The 14,740-nt window shown below is 63.1% G+C and carries 15 protein-coding genes; all 15 read left to right on the forward strand.

Annotated features, from left to right (window positions below; all coding sequences use genetic code 11):
• Positions 1–7: 7 nt before the first annotated feature.
• From METRZ18153_RS20445 to METRZ18153_RS0101560, 15 genes are read left to right on the forward strand one after another with little or no spacing between them, the layout of a single operon-like run.
• Positions 8–535: an adenylyl-sulfate kinase gene (locus METRZ18153_RS20445; protein ID WP_081629052.1), complete on the forward strand. Its 528-nt coding sequence runs from the start codon at positions 8–10 to the stop codon at positions 533–535.
• Complete coding sequence (locus METRZ18153_RS0101495) at positions 532–1,740, forward strand: hypothetical protein (protein WP_020163069.1); 1,209 nt, start codon at positions 532–534, stop codon at positions 1,738–1,740. Before METRZ18153_RS20445 ends, METRZ18153_RS0101495 begins: the two co-directional genes overlap by 4 nt.
• Positions 1,741–1,760: 20 nt before the next feature.
• On the forward strand, positions 1,761–2,549 hold the full coding sequence (locus METRZ18153_RS0101500; RefSeq protein ID WP_029143477.1) for a class I SAM-dependent methyltransferase: 789 nt from the start codon (positions 1,761–1,763) through the stop codon (positions 2,547–2,549).
• The gene (locus METRZ18153_RS0101505; RefSeq protein ID WP_020163071.1) at positions 2,546–3,178 is read left to right on the forward strand and encodes a gamma-glutamyl-gamma-aminobutyrate hydrolase; all 633 of its coding nucleotides are present in this window, start codon (positions 2,546–2,548) and stop codon (positions 3,176–3,178) included. The genes METRZ18153_RS0101500 and METRZ18153_RS0101505 overlap by 4 nt, the downstream gene beginning before the upstream one ends.
• 3 nt (positions 3,179–3,181) lie before the next feature.
• On the forward strand, positions 3,182–3,943 hold the full coding sequence (locus tag METRZ18153_RS0101510; protein WP_029143478.1) for a phosphocholine cytidylyltransferase family protein: 762 nt from the start codon (positions 3,182–3,184) through the stop codon (positions 3,941–3,943).
• A gap of 6 nt (positions 3,944–3,949) precedes the next feature.
• On the forward strand, positions 3,950–4,657 hold the full coding sequence (locus METRZ18153_RS0101515) for a CDP-alcohol phosphatidyltransferase family protein (protein WP_020163073.1): 708 nt from the start codon (positions 3,950–3,952) through the stop codon (positions 4,655–4,657).
• Between the two features lie 36 nt (positions 4,658–4,693).
• Positions 4,694–5,743: a glycosyltransferase family 2 protein gene (locus tag METRZ18153_RS0101520; protein WP_020163074.1), complete on the forward strand. Its 1,050-nt coding sequence runs from the start codon at positions 4,694–4,696 to the stop codon at positions 5,741–5,743.
• Positions 5,743–7,614: an asparagine synthase (glutamine-hydrolyzing) gene (asnB, locus tag METRZ18153_RS0101525; protein WP_020163075.1), complete on the forward strand. Its 1,872-nt coding sequence runs from the start codon at positions 5,743–5,745 to the stop codon at positions 7,612–7,614. The genes METRZ18153_RS0101520 and asnB overlap by 1 nt, the downstream gene beginning before the upstream one ends.
• Positions 7,584–8,549 (forward strand): glycosyltransferase, encoded by a 966-nt coding sequence (locus METRZ18153_RS0101530; protein WP_043363719.1) that lies wholly within the window; start codon positions 7,584–7,586, stop codon positions 8,547–8,549. The genes asnB and METRZ18153_RS0101530 overlap by 31 nt, the downstream gene beginning before the upstream one ends.
• Before the next feature lie 19 nt (positions 8,550–8,568).
• The gene (locus METRZ18153_RS19900) at positions 8,569–9,300 is read left to right on the forward strand and encodes a CatB-related O-acetyltransferase (RefSeq protein ID WP_051091667.1); all 732 of its coding nucleotides are present in this window, start codon (positions 8,569–8,571) and stop codon (positions 9,298–9,300) included.
• Positions 9,297–10,064 carry a glycosyltransferase family 2 protein gene (locus METRZ18153_RS0101540; RefSeq protein ID WP_020163078.1) on the forward strand — a complete coding sequence of 256 codons (768 nt, stop codon included), beginning with the start codon at positions 9,297–9,299 and terminating at the stop codon, positions 10,062–10,064. The genes METRZ18153_RS19900 and METRZ18153_RS0101540 overlap by 4 nt, the downstream gene beginning before the upstream one ends.
• The gene (locus METRZ18153_RS0101545) at positions 10,061–10,996 is read left to right on the forward strand and encodes a UDP-glucose 4-epimerase family protein (RefSeq protein ID WP_020163079.1); all 936 of its coding nucleotides are present in this window, start codon (positions 10,061–10,063) and stop codon (positions 10,994–10,996) included. Before METRZ18153_RS0101540 ends, METRZ18153_RS0101545 begins: the two co-directional genes overlap by 4 nt.
• Complete coding sequence (locus METRZ18153_RS0101550) at positions 10,993–11,991, forward strand: MraY family glycosyltransferase (RefSeq protein ID WP_020163080.1); 999 nt, start codon at positions 10,993–10,995, stop codon at positions 11,989–11,991. The genes METRZ18153_RS0101545 and METRZ18153_RS0101550 overlap by 4 nt, the downstream gene beginning before the upstream one ends.
• Position 11,992: 1 nt before the next feature.
• Positions 11,993–13,876, forward strand: coding sequence for a polysaccharide biosynthesis protein (locus METRZ18153_RS19905; protein ID WP_020163081.1), 1,884 nt, complete (start codon positions 11,993–11,995; stop codon positions 13,874–13,876).
• Positions 13,873–14,688, forward strand: a complete 816-nt coding sequence (locus tag METRZ18153_RS0101560; protein ID WP_020163082.1) for a symmetrical bis(5'-nucleosyl)-tetraphosphatase — start codon at positions 13,873–13,875, stop codon at positions 14,686–14,688. The genes METRZ18153_RS19905 and METRZ18153_RS0101560 overlap by 4 nt, the downstream gene beginning before the upstream one ends.
• The last annotated feature ends 52 nt before the right edge of the window (positions 14,689–14,740 follow it).

Below are 14,740 nucleotides of genomic sequence, written 5' to 3' on the forward strand. Positions count from 1 at the left end.
TAGAAAAATGGTGGTCTGGATCATCGGCTTATCGGGCTCAGGCAAGACGACGCTTGCCGGACAGGTAACCGCTCGCCTGCGCGACGCCGGACGCTCGGTCGTCATGCTCGATGGCGATATCGTGCGCGAACTGTTCAAGAACGACGTCGATCATTCGATTGAAGGTCGGCGTCGCAATGCAGAACGGCTCTCGAGACTTACCAAGTTCATTTCGGATCAGGAAGTTGATGTGGTGGCTGCTGTTCTGTCCATCTTTCCCGATTGGCGCGAATGGAATCGTCAAAATGTACACGGATACCGCGAGGTGTATCTGAGAGCATCGATGGAAACGCTGTTGCGCCGCGAGACGAAAGGTCTTTACGCACGTGCATTGCGCGGTGAGATAAACAACGTCGTGGGGGTGGATATTCCATTCCCTGAGCCGGAGAATCCAGATCTGGTGCTCGATAACAATATTGATCGAACCGATTTCAGTGAAATGGTTTCCTCGGTCGTAAGTCTTGCCATGCAGGAGCGGGGCAGTCGAAAAGCATGACGATATTCGCAGTCCTTGCGGTACTGCTTCTGATCGAGGTGGCGCTCATTTTCTGCGTGCGTCTGCAGCGCAGCGTGTTCCCCTGGTTGATCACGGAACGCGATGAAAAGCCATTTCTTTCGCCAGAGGCGGTATGCAACTTCATCGACAAGAGCCATGATGCTGAACTCGGGTGGGTCAGGCGTCCGGGGTCCCACGGAATCGAACGTGGCCAGTATGGAACGGTGGAATATCACATCGATGGATATGGCGCCCGCATGCTGGCGGGCAATCCTCCTCCGAGGGTGGCCGCCTTTGGTGACTCTTATGTTTTCTGCCGCCAGGTAGAAGACAACGAGACGTGGGAGGCGCAGTGGTCGAATGCGCGAGGGATTGGGGTTCTGAACTTTGGCGTGGGCAATTACGGAGCGGATCAGGCCCTGATCAGGTATGAACGGACATCGCTTCCGTCGACGGTGACTCACGTCATTCTTGGTTTCGTGCCCGAGACCATCTGCCGCATTCAGTCCAGCTGGAAACACTATCTCGAGTTTGGCAACATCCTTGCGTTCAAACCGAGGTTCCGTCTCGATGAGGCTGGCCGGCTGCAGCGTATCGAGAACGTGATGCGCACAGCCGACGATTTCGCAAAGTTGGACAATTACCTGCCGGAACTGAGGCAAACCGATGGTTTCTACAGGAGGAAATTTCGCTCCGTGCAGTTCAGGCTGCCATACACCTTGAGTTTTCTGCGGCACCCGCTCCGTAACGCAATGCTCATGTCGGCAGTAGCCGCCCGGGCGTTTGCACGAACGATTGGTACAGCTCATCCCTGGATCGAGGGCCTGCCGTTCAGCATCGTCATGCGCCAAAATATACGAGATGCTCACGCGATGTACCGCGACACAGATGCGACGGCCCTGCTGGAGGCGATACTGAGACGCTTTGTAGATGAGGCCCGGCGCCGCGGCCATCGGCCCCTCGTCGTCGTAATGCCGCAATTGCTCGACTTGCGAATGGGCGGTCGGAAGCCGGTTTACAGCCCCTTCTTTGAGGAGATCGCTCGTACGCTTCCGTTACTCGATCTGACTTCGGAACTGCAAGCGACGAACTTCGAGGCGTGCTATGTGAATGATCAGTATGGCGGGCATTTCTCTGTGCGCGGCAACCAATTGGTTGCCTCCGTGCTTTCGCGCCGCCTGGCGGCCGACCTCGACACTATTTAAGACGGACGGATAAAAATTTCATGAGAGTTACCTATCGCCATGCCAACAACAAGGAATACTGGACCCGTCGTTGGGGCGATATTCCTGCCGATGTTCCGATGCAGAACAGAACCGTCTATCCGCTCAAATATGCGGAACAGACGGTGACGGCAAATGACGGCGCAATTCTTGAGGCCGGTTGTGGCGCCGGGCGCATCCTGCGCTATTACCACGAGAGCGGATACGACATTACCGGTATTGATTTCATTGACGTGGCAGTCGAGAAACTGCGCGCCGTCGATCCGACACTCAAGGTTGAAACGGGTGACATCACGCAGCTGCGTTTCGCGGACGCCTCATTTCGATATCTTTTGGCGTTCGGGCTATATCACAATCTGGAACACGGTCTGGCTGAGGCAGTGGGCGAAACAGCTCGTGTGCTGCAGAGTGGGGGGCGTGTCTGTGCTTCGTTTCGTGCGGACAATATACAGACTCGACTGACGGACTGGCTGACCGAACGACGTGCACGCAAGAGCGGCAAGACGATGGGCAAAGCATTTCACAAGATGAACCTGACCCGGCGCGAATTTGCCGCCTTGTTCGAGCGTGCAGGTTTCGTGGTCGAGTCGGTGTCTCCGGTCGAGAATATGCCGATCCTGTACAAGTTCGCTTTCTTCCGCGCACGCACGCACAAGGTGTTCGATGAGAACCGTGCTCGTGCCGAGGGTTACCGCCTGTCCGGTCTGGGGCAGTTGCTGCAGGATGCGCTGATGCGCTTCCTGCCAGACCAGTTCTGCAACATCTATGTTCTGATCGCACACAAGCCATGAAACTGCGCGATCGAGCGCAGGTAACCTTCATTGCTGTCAGCCAGCGCAGTGACAACATAGAGTCGCGCGCCGAGACGCGCGATGCGCTCGACCAGCGGCTCATCGGCTGGGTGCGCGCGCTCGGTGCTCTGCCCCTGCCGGTGCCGAATGCGCTGGGCGATGAACTGGCGGTCTGGCTGAAGACGCTGTCGCCAGAGGCGGTACTGCTGTCAGGCGGCAACGACATCGGCGGCTGCCCTGAACGCGATCGCACCGAAACCGAGCTGCTGGATTATGCGGAGCGTGCAGGACTGCCGGTGCTGGGCATCTGCCGTGGCATGCAGATGCTGGCGCACCATGCGGGCGGCATCCTGCTGCCGGTATCTAGCCACGCCGGCACGCGCCACCCGTTGCTGGGTGACGCGGTGGCGTCTGGCGAAATGCCCGCCGAGGTGAACAGCTTCCACAACTGGGGACTGGCCGCCTGTCCTCAGGACTATGCAGTGCTGGCCACCGCGCCGGATGGCAGCATCGAAGCGATGCGCCACGGCAAGCGCCGGTGGGAAGGATGGATGTGGCATCCGGAGCGTGAAGCGCCCTTCGGTGAAACCGAACTGGCGCGCGCGCGACAACTGCTGATTGGAGATTGAGAAATGAAAGCGCTGATACTGGCAGCGGGTGAGGGTACTCGGCTGCGCCCCTACACGCTTGATCGCCCCAAATGTCTGGTCGAGGTCGAGGGTGTAAGCCTGCTTGATCGCCAGTTGGCGGTGCTGCGCAGCGAGGGCGTTGCTGACATTGCGCTGATCGGCGGCTACCGCAGCGACATGCTCAAGCGTCAGGGCCTTGGTCTGGAGTTGAATCCGCGTTATGCAGAGACCAATATGGTATGGACGCTGTTCAGTGCAGAGAAATTGCTGCAGGGCGAGCTGGTGCTGGCCTACGGCGATATTGTCTATTCGCGCGAAGTCCTGCGTGGGCTGCTGGCGTCGACAGCGGATATCGCAGTCACCATCGATCTCGACTGGGAGCAGTACTGGCGGGCACGCAACGAGAATCCGCTGGAGGATGCCGAGACCTTGCGGATGGATGAAACTGGCCACATCCTGGAGATCGGCCAGAAGCCGGTGTCGCTCGAACAGATACAGGGTCAGTACATGGGCCTGATGAAGTTCTCGCCACGCGGCCTCGAAATCCTGCGCGACACTTTTCACCGTGCTCTCGCGGCGGGTTCGTTACGCGGGAAGTCGCCAGAGAAGGCTTACATGACCGATCTGCTGCAGCTCATGATCGATGAGGGCAATGCTCTGTCGGCGGTAAAGGTGCAGGGCGGTTGGGTCGAGGTCGACACGGTGAGCGACCTGGAGTCTGCAGTCACCCGGCAACGACTAGCGGCGATCGCTTCGGCGCTTTGAGGCCATATGGTGTCCTTCCTAAGTCGCGTGTTCTCTGATCGCTATGTCAATGAAGCCGCCATCGGCTCGAATCTGCTCTTGCTGGCGATGTACAGATTTGCCTATCCCTTTTCTGTGCTGCTCATAGGGCTGAGGTTGAGCCCGAACTTCATTACGACCTTATCTCTTCTATGTGCCCTGCTTGCTGCACTGGCCCTTGCGCTTGCCGAAGGTACCGTTATTTTTGCTGCGTTCTGGGGGCTTACAGTGCTGCTGGACTTTTGCGATGGCACTGTCGCGCGCATGACCGGCAGGGTCAGGCGTACGGCCTTCCGCTACGATCACTTCAGCGACCTGATCAAGATCTTTCTCGTCATCCTCGGCGGAGGATTTCGCTATGACAACACAGCGATTTGGTGTGTGTGTCTGGCTGCCAGTTTCTGCTTCATGTTCTACATCGTGATCAATCATGATCTTGGCGGTATCCGCCAGCGCTTGATCGATACGGCGGAAGGGCGGGCTCCATCTCGAGTGGCCGTATCGCAGCGCAGATCGGCAACAATCATGCAAGTGCTCGTAGCTGCACTCCTGACCATCAACGGCCACACGATGCTGGTCTTCTTCCTTCTGGGGTTCGGCGAGGTCGAGGCGATGCTCGGATTGACCTATTTTCTTGCGCTCTCGGCGCTTCGCGCCGCGCGTTGCATCCATATCATGATCGGCTTGCCGAAATAGGCGATCGACGGCGCTTTGTACTCTCCTCGTTCAACGATGTCCGATCACAGCCCTCCGCTGATATCCGTCTGCATTCCGACATACAACGGTCATCCGTACATCGAAACGCTGATCGCCGAACTGTTGCGTTCATCGCGCAGCGATTTCGAGATCGTGGTGTCGGATGACTGCTCGACCGATGAAACATGGGATTTCGTCGTTCGGGTTAGCCAGTCCGATCACCGTCTCCGGTGCTTTCGCAACGAGAGCAATCTCGGCATGGACCGCAATTTCGCGGCCTGCGTGGCGCGCGCGCGCGGGCGCTTCGTGTGGCTGACCGGTCAGGACGACCGCCTGTTTCACGAGGGGCTCGATGCGATTGCGGCGATGATCCTGGCGCGTCCGGAACTCGATTTCCTGCACCTGAACTACACGCGGGTCGAAGAGGCCAAGAGCGACGGCGCCTCCATCCGGCCGGTAGCGGGCGATCAGCATGAGTTCGGCGTCGGGATAGACAGCTTTCTGGCCCGAACCGGCGGATGGCTGCCCACCTTTCTTCCGCTGTTCGTGATGAAGAGGGTGCTGTGGGAGGGCGTGGACATCAGTCACTATTTCGGCACGTATTTCTGTCAGGTGGGGGCCTTCGTCGAATCCTCGCGCGCGATCCGCTGGTGCCACCTGGACGGCAACTACGTGGTCGGACTGACGCCGGTCGATGGCTGGCAGTTCAAGCCGCTGTCCTATGCTCGCATCGTTTTCGGAAACTACGTCATGCTGGACCGTGTCGAGCGACGTTGCGACTGGCTGGGGCCCGCGTTCATCCGGACGCAGTATTGGAAGATCTACGACCAGCTCGTGTATGCGCTCATCATGCTGAGTGCTTGCCGACTCAGCGTGGATGCCCCTCTGCTGGAGGGCATGAAGCAGGCGGCCAGTCGTGTGCCGTATGTGAACCTGACGCTCAGGCTGATGCTGCACATGCCTGCGCCACTCGGAAGGCTTGCAGTCGTTCTGATCAAGGCGCGCCGGGTGGTCCGCCGATTTAAGTCGGGAATGCAATCAAAGTTAAGTACGCGTTCCGCTTCTCAGGGTGCGGGGTCGAGCTGATGTGCGGCATTCTCGGTTGGGTCACCACGCGATCAACGGACGGGCGGGCACGCTTCGTCAGGGCGCTTGACACCCTGCGGCACCGCGGCCCGGACGACGGCGACATCTTTGCCGCGGACGGCATCCTGCTCGGGCATCGCCGGCTCTCCATCATCGATCTGAGCAGCGCGGGGCGCCAGCCCATGAAAGATCCCGCTCTCGGCAACGTGATCACCTTCAACGGCGAGATCTACAACTACCTCGAGTTGCGTGCCGAGCTGGAGACGCTCGGGCACGTGTTCCGGACTGCCACCGACACCGAGGTACTCCTCCATGCTTTCCGTGCATGGGGCGCTCAGGCGCTCAACCGGCTGAACGGCATGTGGGCGTTCGCGATCTGGCAGCCGGCGACCCGCACCCTGTTCATGGCGCGGGACCGTTTCGGCGTGAAGCCTTTCTATTACGCCATCACCGCTGAGGGGCTGGCCTTCGCGTCCGAACCGAAGGCGCTTCTGCAGCTGTCGCCAGAGCTGCGGCGAGCCGATGATGCGACCGTCTTCCGGTTTCTGTCGGCAGGCGAACTGCACGCCGGTGAAGACACCTTCTATGAAGCGGTGAAAGCGTTGCCCGCGGGCTGTTACGCCGAGTTCGGTCCGGATGCAGGAGCACCGAAGATCAGCCGCTACTGGGATTACCCTGCACCGGCGTCCGTCGCGCAGGACCCGGATGAGGCCGCCCGCGAGTTTGCGTGCCTGCTGGATGATGCGGTCCGGCTGCGCACCCGCAGCGATGTCAAGGTGGGACTGACGCTGTCGGGCGGGCTCGATTCGACCGCCATCCTTGCATCGGCACAGCGTCTGTCTCCGCAAGGCCTGCAGTGCTTCACTTCGGTCTATGGCGGAAACGAGAGAGGCGAGGCCCGATGGGCCGCTGCCGCGGCCCGTCCCTACGGAAGCGTACCGCTTGAGGTCGAAGCGCCGAAGCAGTCCTGGCTGGACACGCTGCTGGATATCGCGTGGCACATGGATAGTCCGGGCTATTCTCCGGCGGTCTATCCGTTGTGGCACCTGATGAAAACCGCGCGCCAGCAGGGCGTGTACGTGCTACTCGAGGGGCAGGGGGCGGATGAGGCGCTGGGCGGCTACCCGCAGTACGCGGCGCTTTCTGTGCTGCAGCAACTGCGCGGCATGCGTGGGTTCGCCGACTTTGGAGCGCTGGTTCGTACCCTCAGGACGTCCGCGCAGACCTTTTCGGCGCCCGTGCTGTTCAGGTGGCTGCTGCGCGAGCTCTTCCCGGTGCTGATCTCGGCAAACCGCGGGCTCGTCGGCGCGGCGTCAGTGCTCGATCCGGCCTTCCGCGCATCCATGCAGGGCCGCGCCGCTGCAGCGCATCCGGCGGGCAGCCGGATGGCGGGCCATGATCTGCTGACTGCACGGTTGCTCCAGGACCATTCGAGAAATATCCTTCCGGCGCTGCTGCAGTATGGTGACGCGGTCAGCATGGCGCATGGCGTCGAATCCCGTCTGCCTTTCATGGATTACCGCTTGGTCGAGTGGCTGTTTGCCCGCGACGCGACGTTCAAGATCGCGGATGGCCGCACCAAGTGGCTGCTCAGACGCTATCTGATGCAGGCGGGGCAGCAGGACATCGCCGCCCGCAGGGACAAGCAGGGCTATCCCACGCCGGTGGAGCGGTGGATGGCGGAAGACAACGGGCGCTTCGTGCGCGATCTGCTGCTGGTGCCTGACGCCTGCATACGCCGATACTGCGACAGCGCGGCACTTGCACGCCTGATCGACCGGCACACCTCGGGCCGCAAGGGCAGTGGCAATCATGTGTATCGACTGGTGAGTACCGAACTATGGATGCGCCGCTGCCTCTCCCAACCGTGAGTAGCCGCGCCCCGATCGCGCTCTTCGTCTACAACCGTCCGGAGCATACGCGCCGTACCGTCGAGGCGCTGGCCGCGAACGAGGGGGCCGCTGCGTCTCCGCTGTTCATCTTTTCCGATGCCCCGCGCACGCCTGCCGCCGCGCCGCTCGTGGATCAGGTGCGCGCGTATGTGCGCACGGTCACCGGATTTGCGCAGGTGACCGTGGTCGAGCGCAGCGCCAACATGGGCCTTGCCCGGTCCATCATCGAGGGCGTCAGCGATCTGACCGGACGCTTCGGCCGGGCCATCGTGCTGGAAGATGATCTGGCTACCGCGCCCGGTTTCTTGTCCTTCATGAATGACGCGCTCGATGCCTATGCCAATGACCCGCGGGTGCTGAGCGTGTGCGGCTACATGTATCCGGTGGTGTTCGATACGCCGGCCGACACGCTGTTTCTGCGCGCACCGCACAGCTGGGGTTGGGCTACCTGGAAAGACCGCTGGTCACTGTTCCGGCCGGATGGCGCTACGCTCCTGCAGGAACTCGAGGCGCGACGGCTGCTGCATGCGTTCGACTCCAATGGCCCACACGATTACACGCGCATGCTCAAGGATCAGGTTGCCGGCCGCAACGACTCATGGTTTGTCCGCTGGTATGCGGCTTCGTTGCTTGCCGATCGGGTGTCTCTTTATCCGGCTCGGTCTCTGGTCAGCAACATCGGCATTGACGGCACCGGAGTCCATTGTGCGGACTGGCGCTTTGATCCGTTCAAGGTCAGTTTGTGTGATAAGGCCGTGCGCGTCGTTGCCCAGGAGGCTGCCATCAACGAACGCCTCGAAGTCGCGCTTGCGCGCTACTACAGGAAGGTGGGCTTGCTCCGCTACGTGAACTTCGCATACCGGCTATTGGACCGAATGTTGCCCGTACCGGGCAGGTCTGAGGTCAGGCGATGAACTGTGGAGGCCGGTCGCAATGAAACGTGCTCTGGATCTGACCGATTGGGTGTTGCGCAGACGGCTCGTATTGGCGCGACGGCTACCCTGTTTTTCGGCATCGATGATGACATTGGTCGATCGAAGCACCTCCTTTGGAGGCTACAACCGACTTACCCCGGGGACGATGATTTTCGGAGCGCGGGTCGGGCGCGGCACCTATGTTGGCGGCGCGCGCTTGCAGAACTGCACCGTCGGGGCATTCTGCAGCGTCGGCGCGCGCACCCGTATAGGAGCGCTCGGGCGGCATCCGACGCGGTGGCTGTCGACGCATCCCGCCTTCTTCTCGCCGCTCGGACAGGCCGGGTTCACGTTTGTCGATCGACCTCACTTCGATGAGCTTGCGCCGGTGATGGTCGGTAACGATGTGTGGATCGGCGCCGGCGCGATGATCCTCGATGGCGTGACGGTCGGCGATGGCGCCATCGTGGCGGCAGGGGCGGTGGTGACGACCGATGTGCAGCCCTATGCCGTGGTCGGCGGCGTACCTGCGCGGTTCATACGTTCAAGATTCGACGAACCGTCGATTAGCGTATTGCTCGATATGCGCTGGTGGGACTGGAGCATCGACAAGATCCGCGCCGCGGCGGATCTGTTCAGGCAGTCCGGCGACAGTGCAGTACGCGACCTGCTCGCGTTCGACCGTACTTACGCGGCGGGACCGGAGAGCGGCCACCCCGACGCCGGCCACATACTGCATCGAGAACCATGAAGATTTCCATCGTCACCGTCTGCTATAACTCCGCCGCCACGCTGGCTGACACCCTCGCTTCGGTCGCCTCGCAGGATTACCCGGATGTCGAACACATCGTGATCGACGGCGGGTCCACCGATGGCACTCGTGAACTGGTCGAGCGCGAGGGCGGCCATGTGAAGGTGTTCGTGTCCGAACCCGACAAGGGCATCTACGACGCGATGAACAAGGGACTGGCGCACGCCAGCGGAGAGCTGGTTGGATTTCTGAATTCGGACGACGTCTATACGCACAGCGGGGTGCTTTCCCGCATCGCCGGCGTGATGGCGGACCCCGCACTCGACGCCTGCTACGCCAACCTGTATTTCGTCGATCCGATGAGACTGGACGTGGTGCGACGCGTCTGGCGCTCGCGCGACTACGAACCCGGCCTGTGCGCACGCCGCGGCTGGATGCCGGCGCATCCGACGTTCTATGCCCGCCGTGCGCTGTACTTGAAGCATGGTGGCTTCAACCTCGATTACTCGTTGCAATCGGATTTCGACATGGCTCTGCGCCTGCTCGACATCCATGGAATACGTACCCGCTTCGTACCGGAGTTCTGGGTCCGCATGCGCATGGGGGGAGCAAGCAATGCCAGTGTGCGCAATGTGCTTCGCGGCAACCTGGAAGCCTGGCGAGCCGTCCGGGCGCATAACATTCCTGTTCCGCCCTGGTTCATTCTGGTGAAACTGGCCAGCCGGCTCGGCCAGTTCGGCAAGCGCTCGCTCGATCTGGGATGAGGGTACTGCTCACAGGCGCCAGCGGCTTCGTCGGCCGAGCGACGGAATCGGCGCTCGCCGCGAGCGGCCACGCCGTGCGCCGCGTGCTGCGCCAGGCCGGCGAGGGCGACGTTTTCCGCGTCGACAGCATCGACGGCAGCACCGACTGGCGGGGAGCGTTCGACGGGGTCGATGCGGTGGTGCACCTTGCTGCGCGCGTTCACAAGATGGCCGACACCGAAGTCGATCCGCTAGCGGCCTTTCGCGCAGTCAATACGATCGGCAGTGAGACGCTGGCGCGAGCGGCGGCAGCGGCGGGCGTCAGGCGTTTCGTGTTCGTCAGCTCGGTCAAGGCGGTCGGCGAAGCGAGTGCGCCGGGGCAACGCCTGGACGAGCGCACGCTGCCGCAGCCGGTCGACCCTTACGGCGTGTCCAAGCTGGAGGCGGAGCAGGCCTTGCAGCGGGCGGCCGACGAAACTGGGCTGGAGCTGGTCATCGTGCGTCCGCCGCTGGTCTACGGGCCGGGTGTCGGCGCAAATTTTCGCGCCCTAATGCGCGCAGTGGAGAACGGCTGGCCGCTGCCGCTCGGCTGCGTTGAAAATCGCCGCAGTCTCGTTTCGGTCGCCAATCTGGCCGACGCGCTGCGCATGTGCGTCGAACATCCGGCGGCAGCGGGTCGCATTTATTTTGTGACCGATGGCGAGGATGTGAGTACTCCGGAACTGTGCCGACGCATCGGCCGGGCCTCGGGGCGCCCAGCCCGCGTATTGCCGGTGCCGGTTGCGCTGCTCGCGCTGGTCGGCAGATTGACCGGTCGTTCCGCCGCGGTGCAGCGGCTGACCAGCTCCCTGGAGCTGGACAGCGGCCTCATCCGGCGTGAACTGGACTGGCGTCCGCCGCAGACGCTCGACCAGGCGCTGGCGCTTACCCTTGCTGCGGAGCGTGCATCGTGACCCTGCCGCTCTGGCTGCTGCCGGTCGTGTCCGCGCTGCTCTCCGCAGGGGTGCTCGCCTGGTTGCTGGGAGCCGGCCGCGAACGCATGGCCGTCGATCTGCCCAACGAGCGCTCCCTGCACACCCGACCGGTGCCGCGCAGCGGCGGTCTGGCCGTGATGGCCGGCATACTGAGCGCGCTGTTGCTGAGCGAACTGCCCGAGCGCTGGGTCCTGCTTCCCGCACTTGCTGTGCTGGTCGGCATTTCGCTGCTCGACGATTTCCGCAACCTGTCCGCCTTCCTGCGTTTCGCGATACACGGGCTGGTGGCGGCAACGTTCGCCTTCCTGCTGTTGCCGGAACGCCTGGGCTGGCCAGTTGCCGTGTTCGCCGTACCGGTCATTGTGTGGATGACCAATCTGTTCAATTTCATGGACGGTTCGGACGGGCTGGCAGGCGGCATGGCGGCCATCGGGTTCGCCACGCTGGCGGCGGCCGCCACGATCGCCGGCGACGCTGTGATGGCAGCCTTTTGTCTCGCCATCGTTGCGGCCAGTCTTGTGTTCTTGCGCGCGAACTGGCATCCGGCGCGCATCTTCATGGGTGACGGCGGCTCGGTGCCGCTGGGCTTCGCGGCTGCCGCGCTTGGCCTGATCGGCGTTTCACGCGGCATCTGGCCGGCCTGGTTGCCGGTACTGGCATTTTCGATGTTCATCGTCGACGCGACGGTCACGCTGGCGCATCGGGGCCTGCGCGGCGAGAAGGTCTGGCAGGCGCATCGCACGCACTATTACCAGCGCATGGTGCGCCTGGGCCTGGGGCATGCGCGCACTGCCAAGCTGTGTTACGTTGCCATGGCTGGCAGCGGCTTCAGTGCGTTGCTGGGCATGGTGCTGTTTCCGCGCTTCGGTGGGGGCTTGCTTGCTTGCTGGCTGGTCATATACGCCGTTGCAGCACGCCAGATTGATCTGCAGTGGCAGCGCTTTGCAGCAAAGAATCCGGAGTCCGCCCGCTGACATGCGTTTTTCCCGTTCCGCCCTCGTCTTCCTGAGCGATGTGTCGCTCGCCATGCTGGCATGGTGGGGTGCCTTCCTGCTGCGCTTCAACTTCGCGATACCCCCTCTCTTTGTCGACAGCATGCTTTACGCGATGCCCTTCATCGTCGTGGTGCAGGCCGTTGTATTCCGCATGTTCGGCCTCTACCAAGGCATCTGGCGCTTCGCCAGCCTGCCTGACCTGCAGCGGCTGGTGCGGGCGATAGGGGCGGTCGCCGTGCTGGGGCCGGTTGTTGTCTGGCTGCTGCAGGGCAAGGGAATAGTGCCGCGCTCAGTCTACGTGCTGGATCCGATACTGCTGCTGATGTTGATGGGGGGCGGCCGCTTCGCCTACCGCGCTTGGCGCGAGCATCGCGAGTTCGGATCGCTGCTGGCCAAGGGTAAACCGGTGTTTATCCTCGGTGCCGGCGAGGCCGCCGCCAGTCTGCTGCGTGAGCTGGGGCGCTCCGGCCAGTGGCGTGTGGTCGGCCTGCTCGACGACAACGCACGCAAGCACGATCGCACCCTGTACGGACTGCGGGTGCTTGGCGCGATCCGCGATCTCGAGCGCTTCGCACGCGAGTTGAAGGTGTCGCACGCCATCATCGCCATGCCCAACGCGTCGCACGAGGTGCGGCGCGAAGCGGCGAACGCCTGCGTGCGTGCCGGCGTGAAGCCGATGACGGTGCCGTCCTTTGACGACCTCATCAGTGGCAAGGTGGCGGTGGCGTCGGTGCGTGAGGTCGAGGTCGAGGATCTGCTCGGTCGCGATCCGGTCAAGATCGATGCGCCGCGGCTGCGTCAGCTCATCGAGGGACAGATGGTGATGGTCACCGGCGCTGGCGGTTCGATCGGTTCCGAGTTGTGTCGCCAGATCGCACGGTTCTCGCCGTCGGCCATCGTCGCCTTCGAGCGCAGCGAGTTCTTCCTGTACACGCTCGTTGAGGAATTCGCCGAGCTCTTTCCGCACGTGCGCATCGAGTCGGTGATCGGCGATGTGCGCGAGGAGGACCGTCTGCTCGCGGCGATGCAGCGCTTCCGGCCGGTGGTGGTGTTCCACGCGGCGGCCTACAAGCATGTGCCGCTGATGGAGGGCGTCAATGCGGCCGAGGCGATCCGCAACAATGTCGGCGGTACGCTGGCGGCGGCGCGGGCTGCGCAGGCGAGTGGTGTGCCGCGTTTCGTGCTGGTGTCGACCGACAAGGCGGTGAATCCGGTCAACGTGATGGGCGCGACCAAGCGTCTGGCCGAGATGGGCTGCCAGGCGCTGGCTGCGCGCGGCGGCGACACGCTGTTCAGCACGGTGCGTTTCGGCAACGTCCTGGGCAGCGCCGGCAGCGTCATTCCGAAGTTCCAGGAACAGATCGCCCGCGGCGGTCCGGTCACGGTCACTCACCCGGACATCATCCGTTACTTCATGTCCATCCCCGAGGCGGCGCAGCTGGTGCTGCAGGCGGCGCTGATGGGTGAGGGTGGGGAGATTTTCGTGCTCGACATGGGCGAACCGGTGCGCATCGCCGACCTGGCGCGCGACATGATCCGCCTGTCCGGCGCGTCGGAATCCGAGGTGAAGATCGAATTCACCGGCCTGCGCCCGGGCGAGAAGTTGTACGAGGAGCTGCTGGCCAGCGACGAGACGACGCGCCCCACCCATCACCCCAAGGTGCGCATCGCACGTGCCCGGGCGATCGACGACGCGCTGTGGCTGGGTCGCCTCGAGCGCTGGCTGACCGGTCCCTTGCCGGCCGAGCCCGCCGCCGTCCGCGCCGAGCTGGCGCAGTGGGTGCCGGAGTATGTTCCGCAGGGCGATGGCCCGGCGCCGTCGCCGGCTCCGTCCGGTGAGGTTCGCAGCGGAACCGGCACATGAGCACCTGGGCGATCGGCGATCTGCAGGGTTGTTTCGATCCACTCGAAGCGCTGCTCGAGCGCTGCGGCTTCGATCGCCGTCGTGACCGGCTGTGGTTCGTCGGCGATCTGGTCAATCGCGGCCCGAAATCGCTGGAAACCCTGCGCTTCGTGCGCGACCTCGGCGACGCTGCGGTGACCGTGCTCGGCAACCACGACCTGTCGCTGTTGATGATCGCCGCCGGTCACGGCAAGCAGCACCGGCTGGATACCTTCCACCACGTGCTCCACGCGCCGGACCGCGACGAGCTGCTGGCCTGGTTGCGCGAGCGGCCGATGATGCACGTCGAGGGCGAATTCGCGATGGTGCATGCGGGCCTGCTGCCGCAGTGGGACGTGGTGCAGGCGATGCTGCTGGCGCGCGAGGTCGAGGACGCGCTGCGCGGGCCGCAGCACGACGAGTTCATGCATCGCATGTGGGGCAGCGAACCGGCGGCCTGGAGCGACACGCTGACCGGCTGGGACCGCCTGCGCGTCATCGTCAATGCGCTGACCCGCATGCGCTTCTGTACGCCGGCCGGGCATATGGAGTTCTTCAGCAAGGGGTCGCCGGAGGAGCCTCCACCCGGACATCTGCCGTGGTTCGACGTCGAGGCCGCGCGCTGGCGCACGCACACCGTGGTGTGCGGTCACTGGTCGGCGCTGGGCTATCGTCGCGCTGCCAATCTGATCGCGCTGGACTCGGGTTGCCTGTGGGGCGGCGAGCTCACCGCGGTGCGGCTGGAAGACCACGCCGTGGTGCAGGTGCCTTGCGAGCGCTGCGCTCGCTTCTGATCTGCGCGGTCGGCCGTGCCGGTATCCCGGTTCAAGCCGGTTGCAGCGCTTA

The sequence above is a fragment of the Methyloversatilis discipulorum genome (assembly GCF_000385375.1).
In the GTDB taxonomy this organism is placed as follows: domain Bacteria; phylum Pseudomonadota; class Gammaproteobacteria; order Burkholderiales; family Rhodocyclaceae; genus Methyloversatilis; species Methyloversatilis discipulorum_A.

What these genes read in the sequence shown, in the direction of transcription:
- METRZ18153_RS20445 (WP_081629052.1), top strand. Translation starts at nt 8, where the DNA reads ATGGTGGTCTGGATCATCGGCTTATCGGGCTCAGGCAAGACGACGCTT.
- METRZ18153_RS0101495 (WP_020163069.1), top strand. Translation starts at nt 532, where the DNA reads ATGACGATATTCGCAGTCCTTGCGGTACTGCTTCTGATCGAGGTGGCG.
- METRZ18153_RS0101500 (WP_029143477.1), top strand. Translation starts at nt 1,761, where the DNA reads ATGAGAGTTACCTATCGCCATGCCAACAACAAGGAATACTGGACCCGT.
- METRZ18153_RS0101505 (WP_020163071.1), top strand. Translation starts at nt 2,546, where the DNA reads ATGAAACTGCGCGATCGAGCGCAGGTAACCTTCATTGCTGTCAGCCAG.
- METRZ18153_RS0101510 (WP_029143478.1), top strand. Translation starts at nt 3,182, where the DNA reads ATGAAAGCGCTGATACTGGCAGCGGGTGAGGGTACTCGGCTGCGCCCC.
- METRZ18153_RS0101515 (WP_020163073.1), top strand. Translation starts at nt 3,950, where the DNA reads ATGGTGTCCTTCCTAAGTCGCGTGTTCTCTGATCGCTATGTCAATGAA.
- METRZ18153_RS0101520 (WP_020163074.1), top strand. Translation starts at nt 4,694, where the DNA reads ATGTCCGATCACAGCCCTCCGCTGATATCCGTCTGCATTCCGACATAC.
- asnB (WP_020163075.1), top strand. Translation starts at nt 5,743, where the DNA reads ATGTGCGGCATTCTCGGTTGGGTCACCACGCGATCAACGGACGGGCGG.
- METRZ18153_RS0101530 (WP_043363719.1), top strand. Translation starts at nt 7,584, where the DNA reads ATGGATGCGCCGCTGCCTCTCCCAACCGTGAGTAGCCGCGCCCCGATC.
- METRZ18153_RS19900 (WP_051091667.1), top strand. Translation starts at nt 8,569, where the DNA reads ATGAAACGTGCTCTGGATCTGACCGATTGGGTGTTGCGCAGACGGCTC.
- METRZ18153_RS0101540 (WP_020163078.1), top strand. Translation starts at nt 9,297, where the DNA reads ATGAAGATTTCCATCGTCACCGTCTGCTATAACTCCGCCGCCACGCTG.
- METRZ18153_RS0101545 (WP_020163079.1), top strand. Translation starts at nt 10,061, where the DNA reads ATGAGGGTACTGCTCACAGGCGCCAGCGGCTTCGTCGGCCGAGCGACG.
- METRZ18153_RS19905 (WP_020163081.1), top strand. Translation starts at nt 11,993, where the DNA reads ATGCGTTTTTCCCGTTCCGCCCTCGTCTTCCTGAGCGATGTGTCGCTC.
- METRZ18153_RS0101560 (WP_020163082.1), top strand. Translation starts at nt 13,873, where the DNA reads ATGAGCACCTGGGCGATCGGCGATCTGCAGGGTTGTTTCGATCCACTC.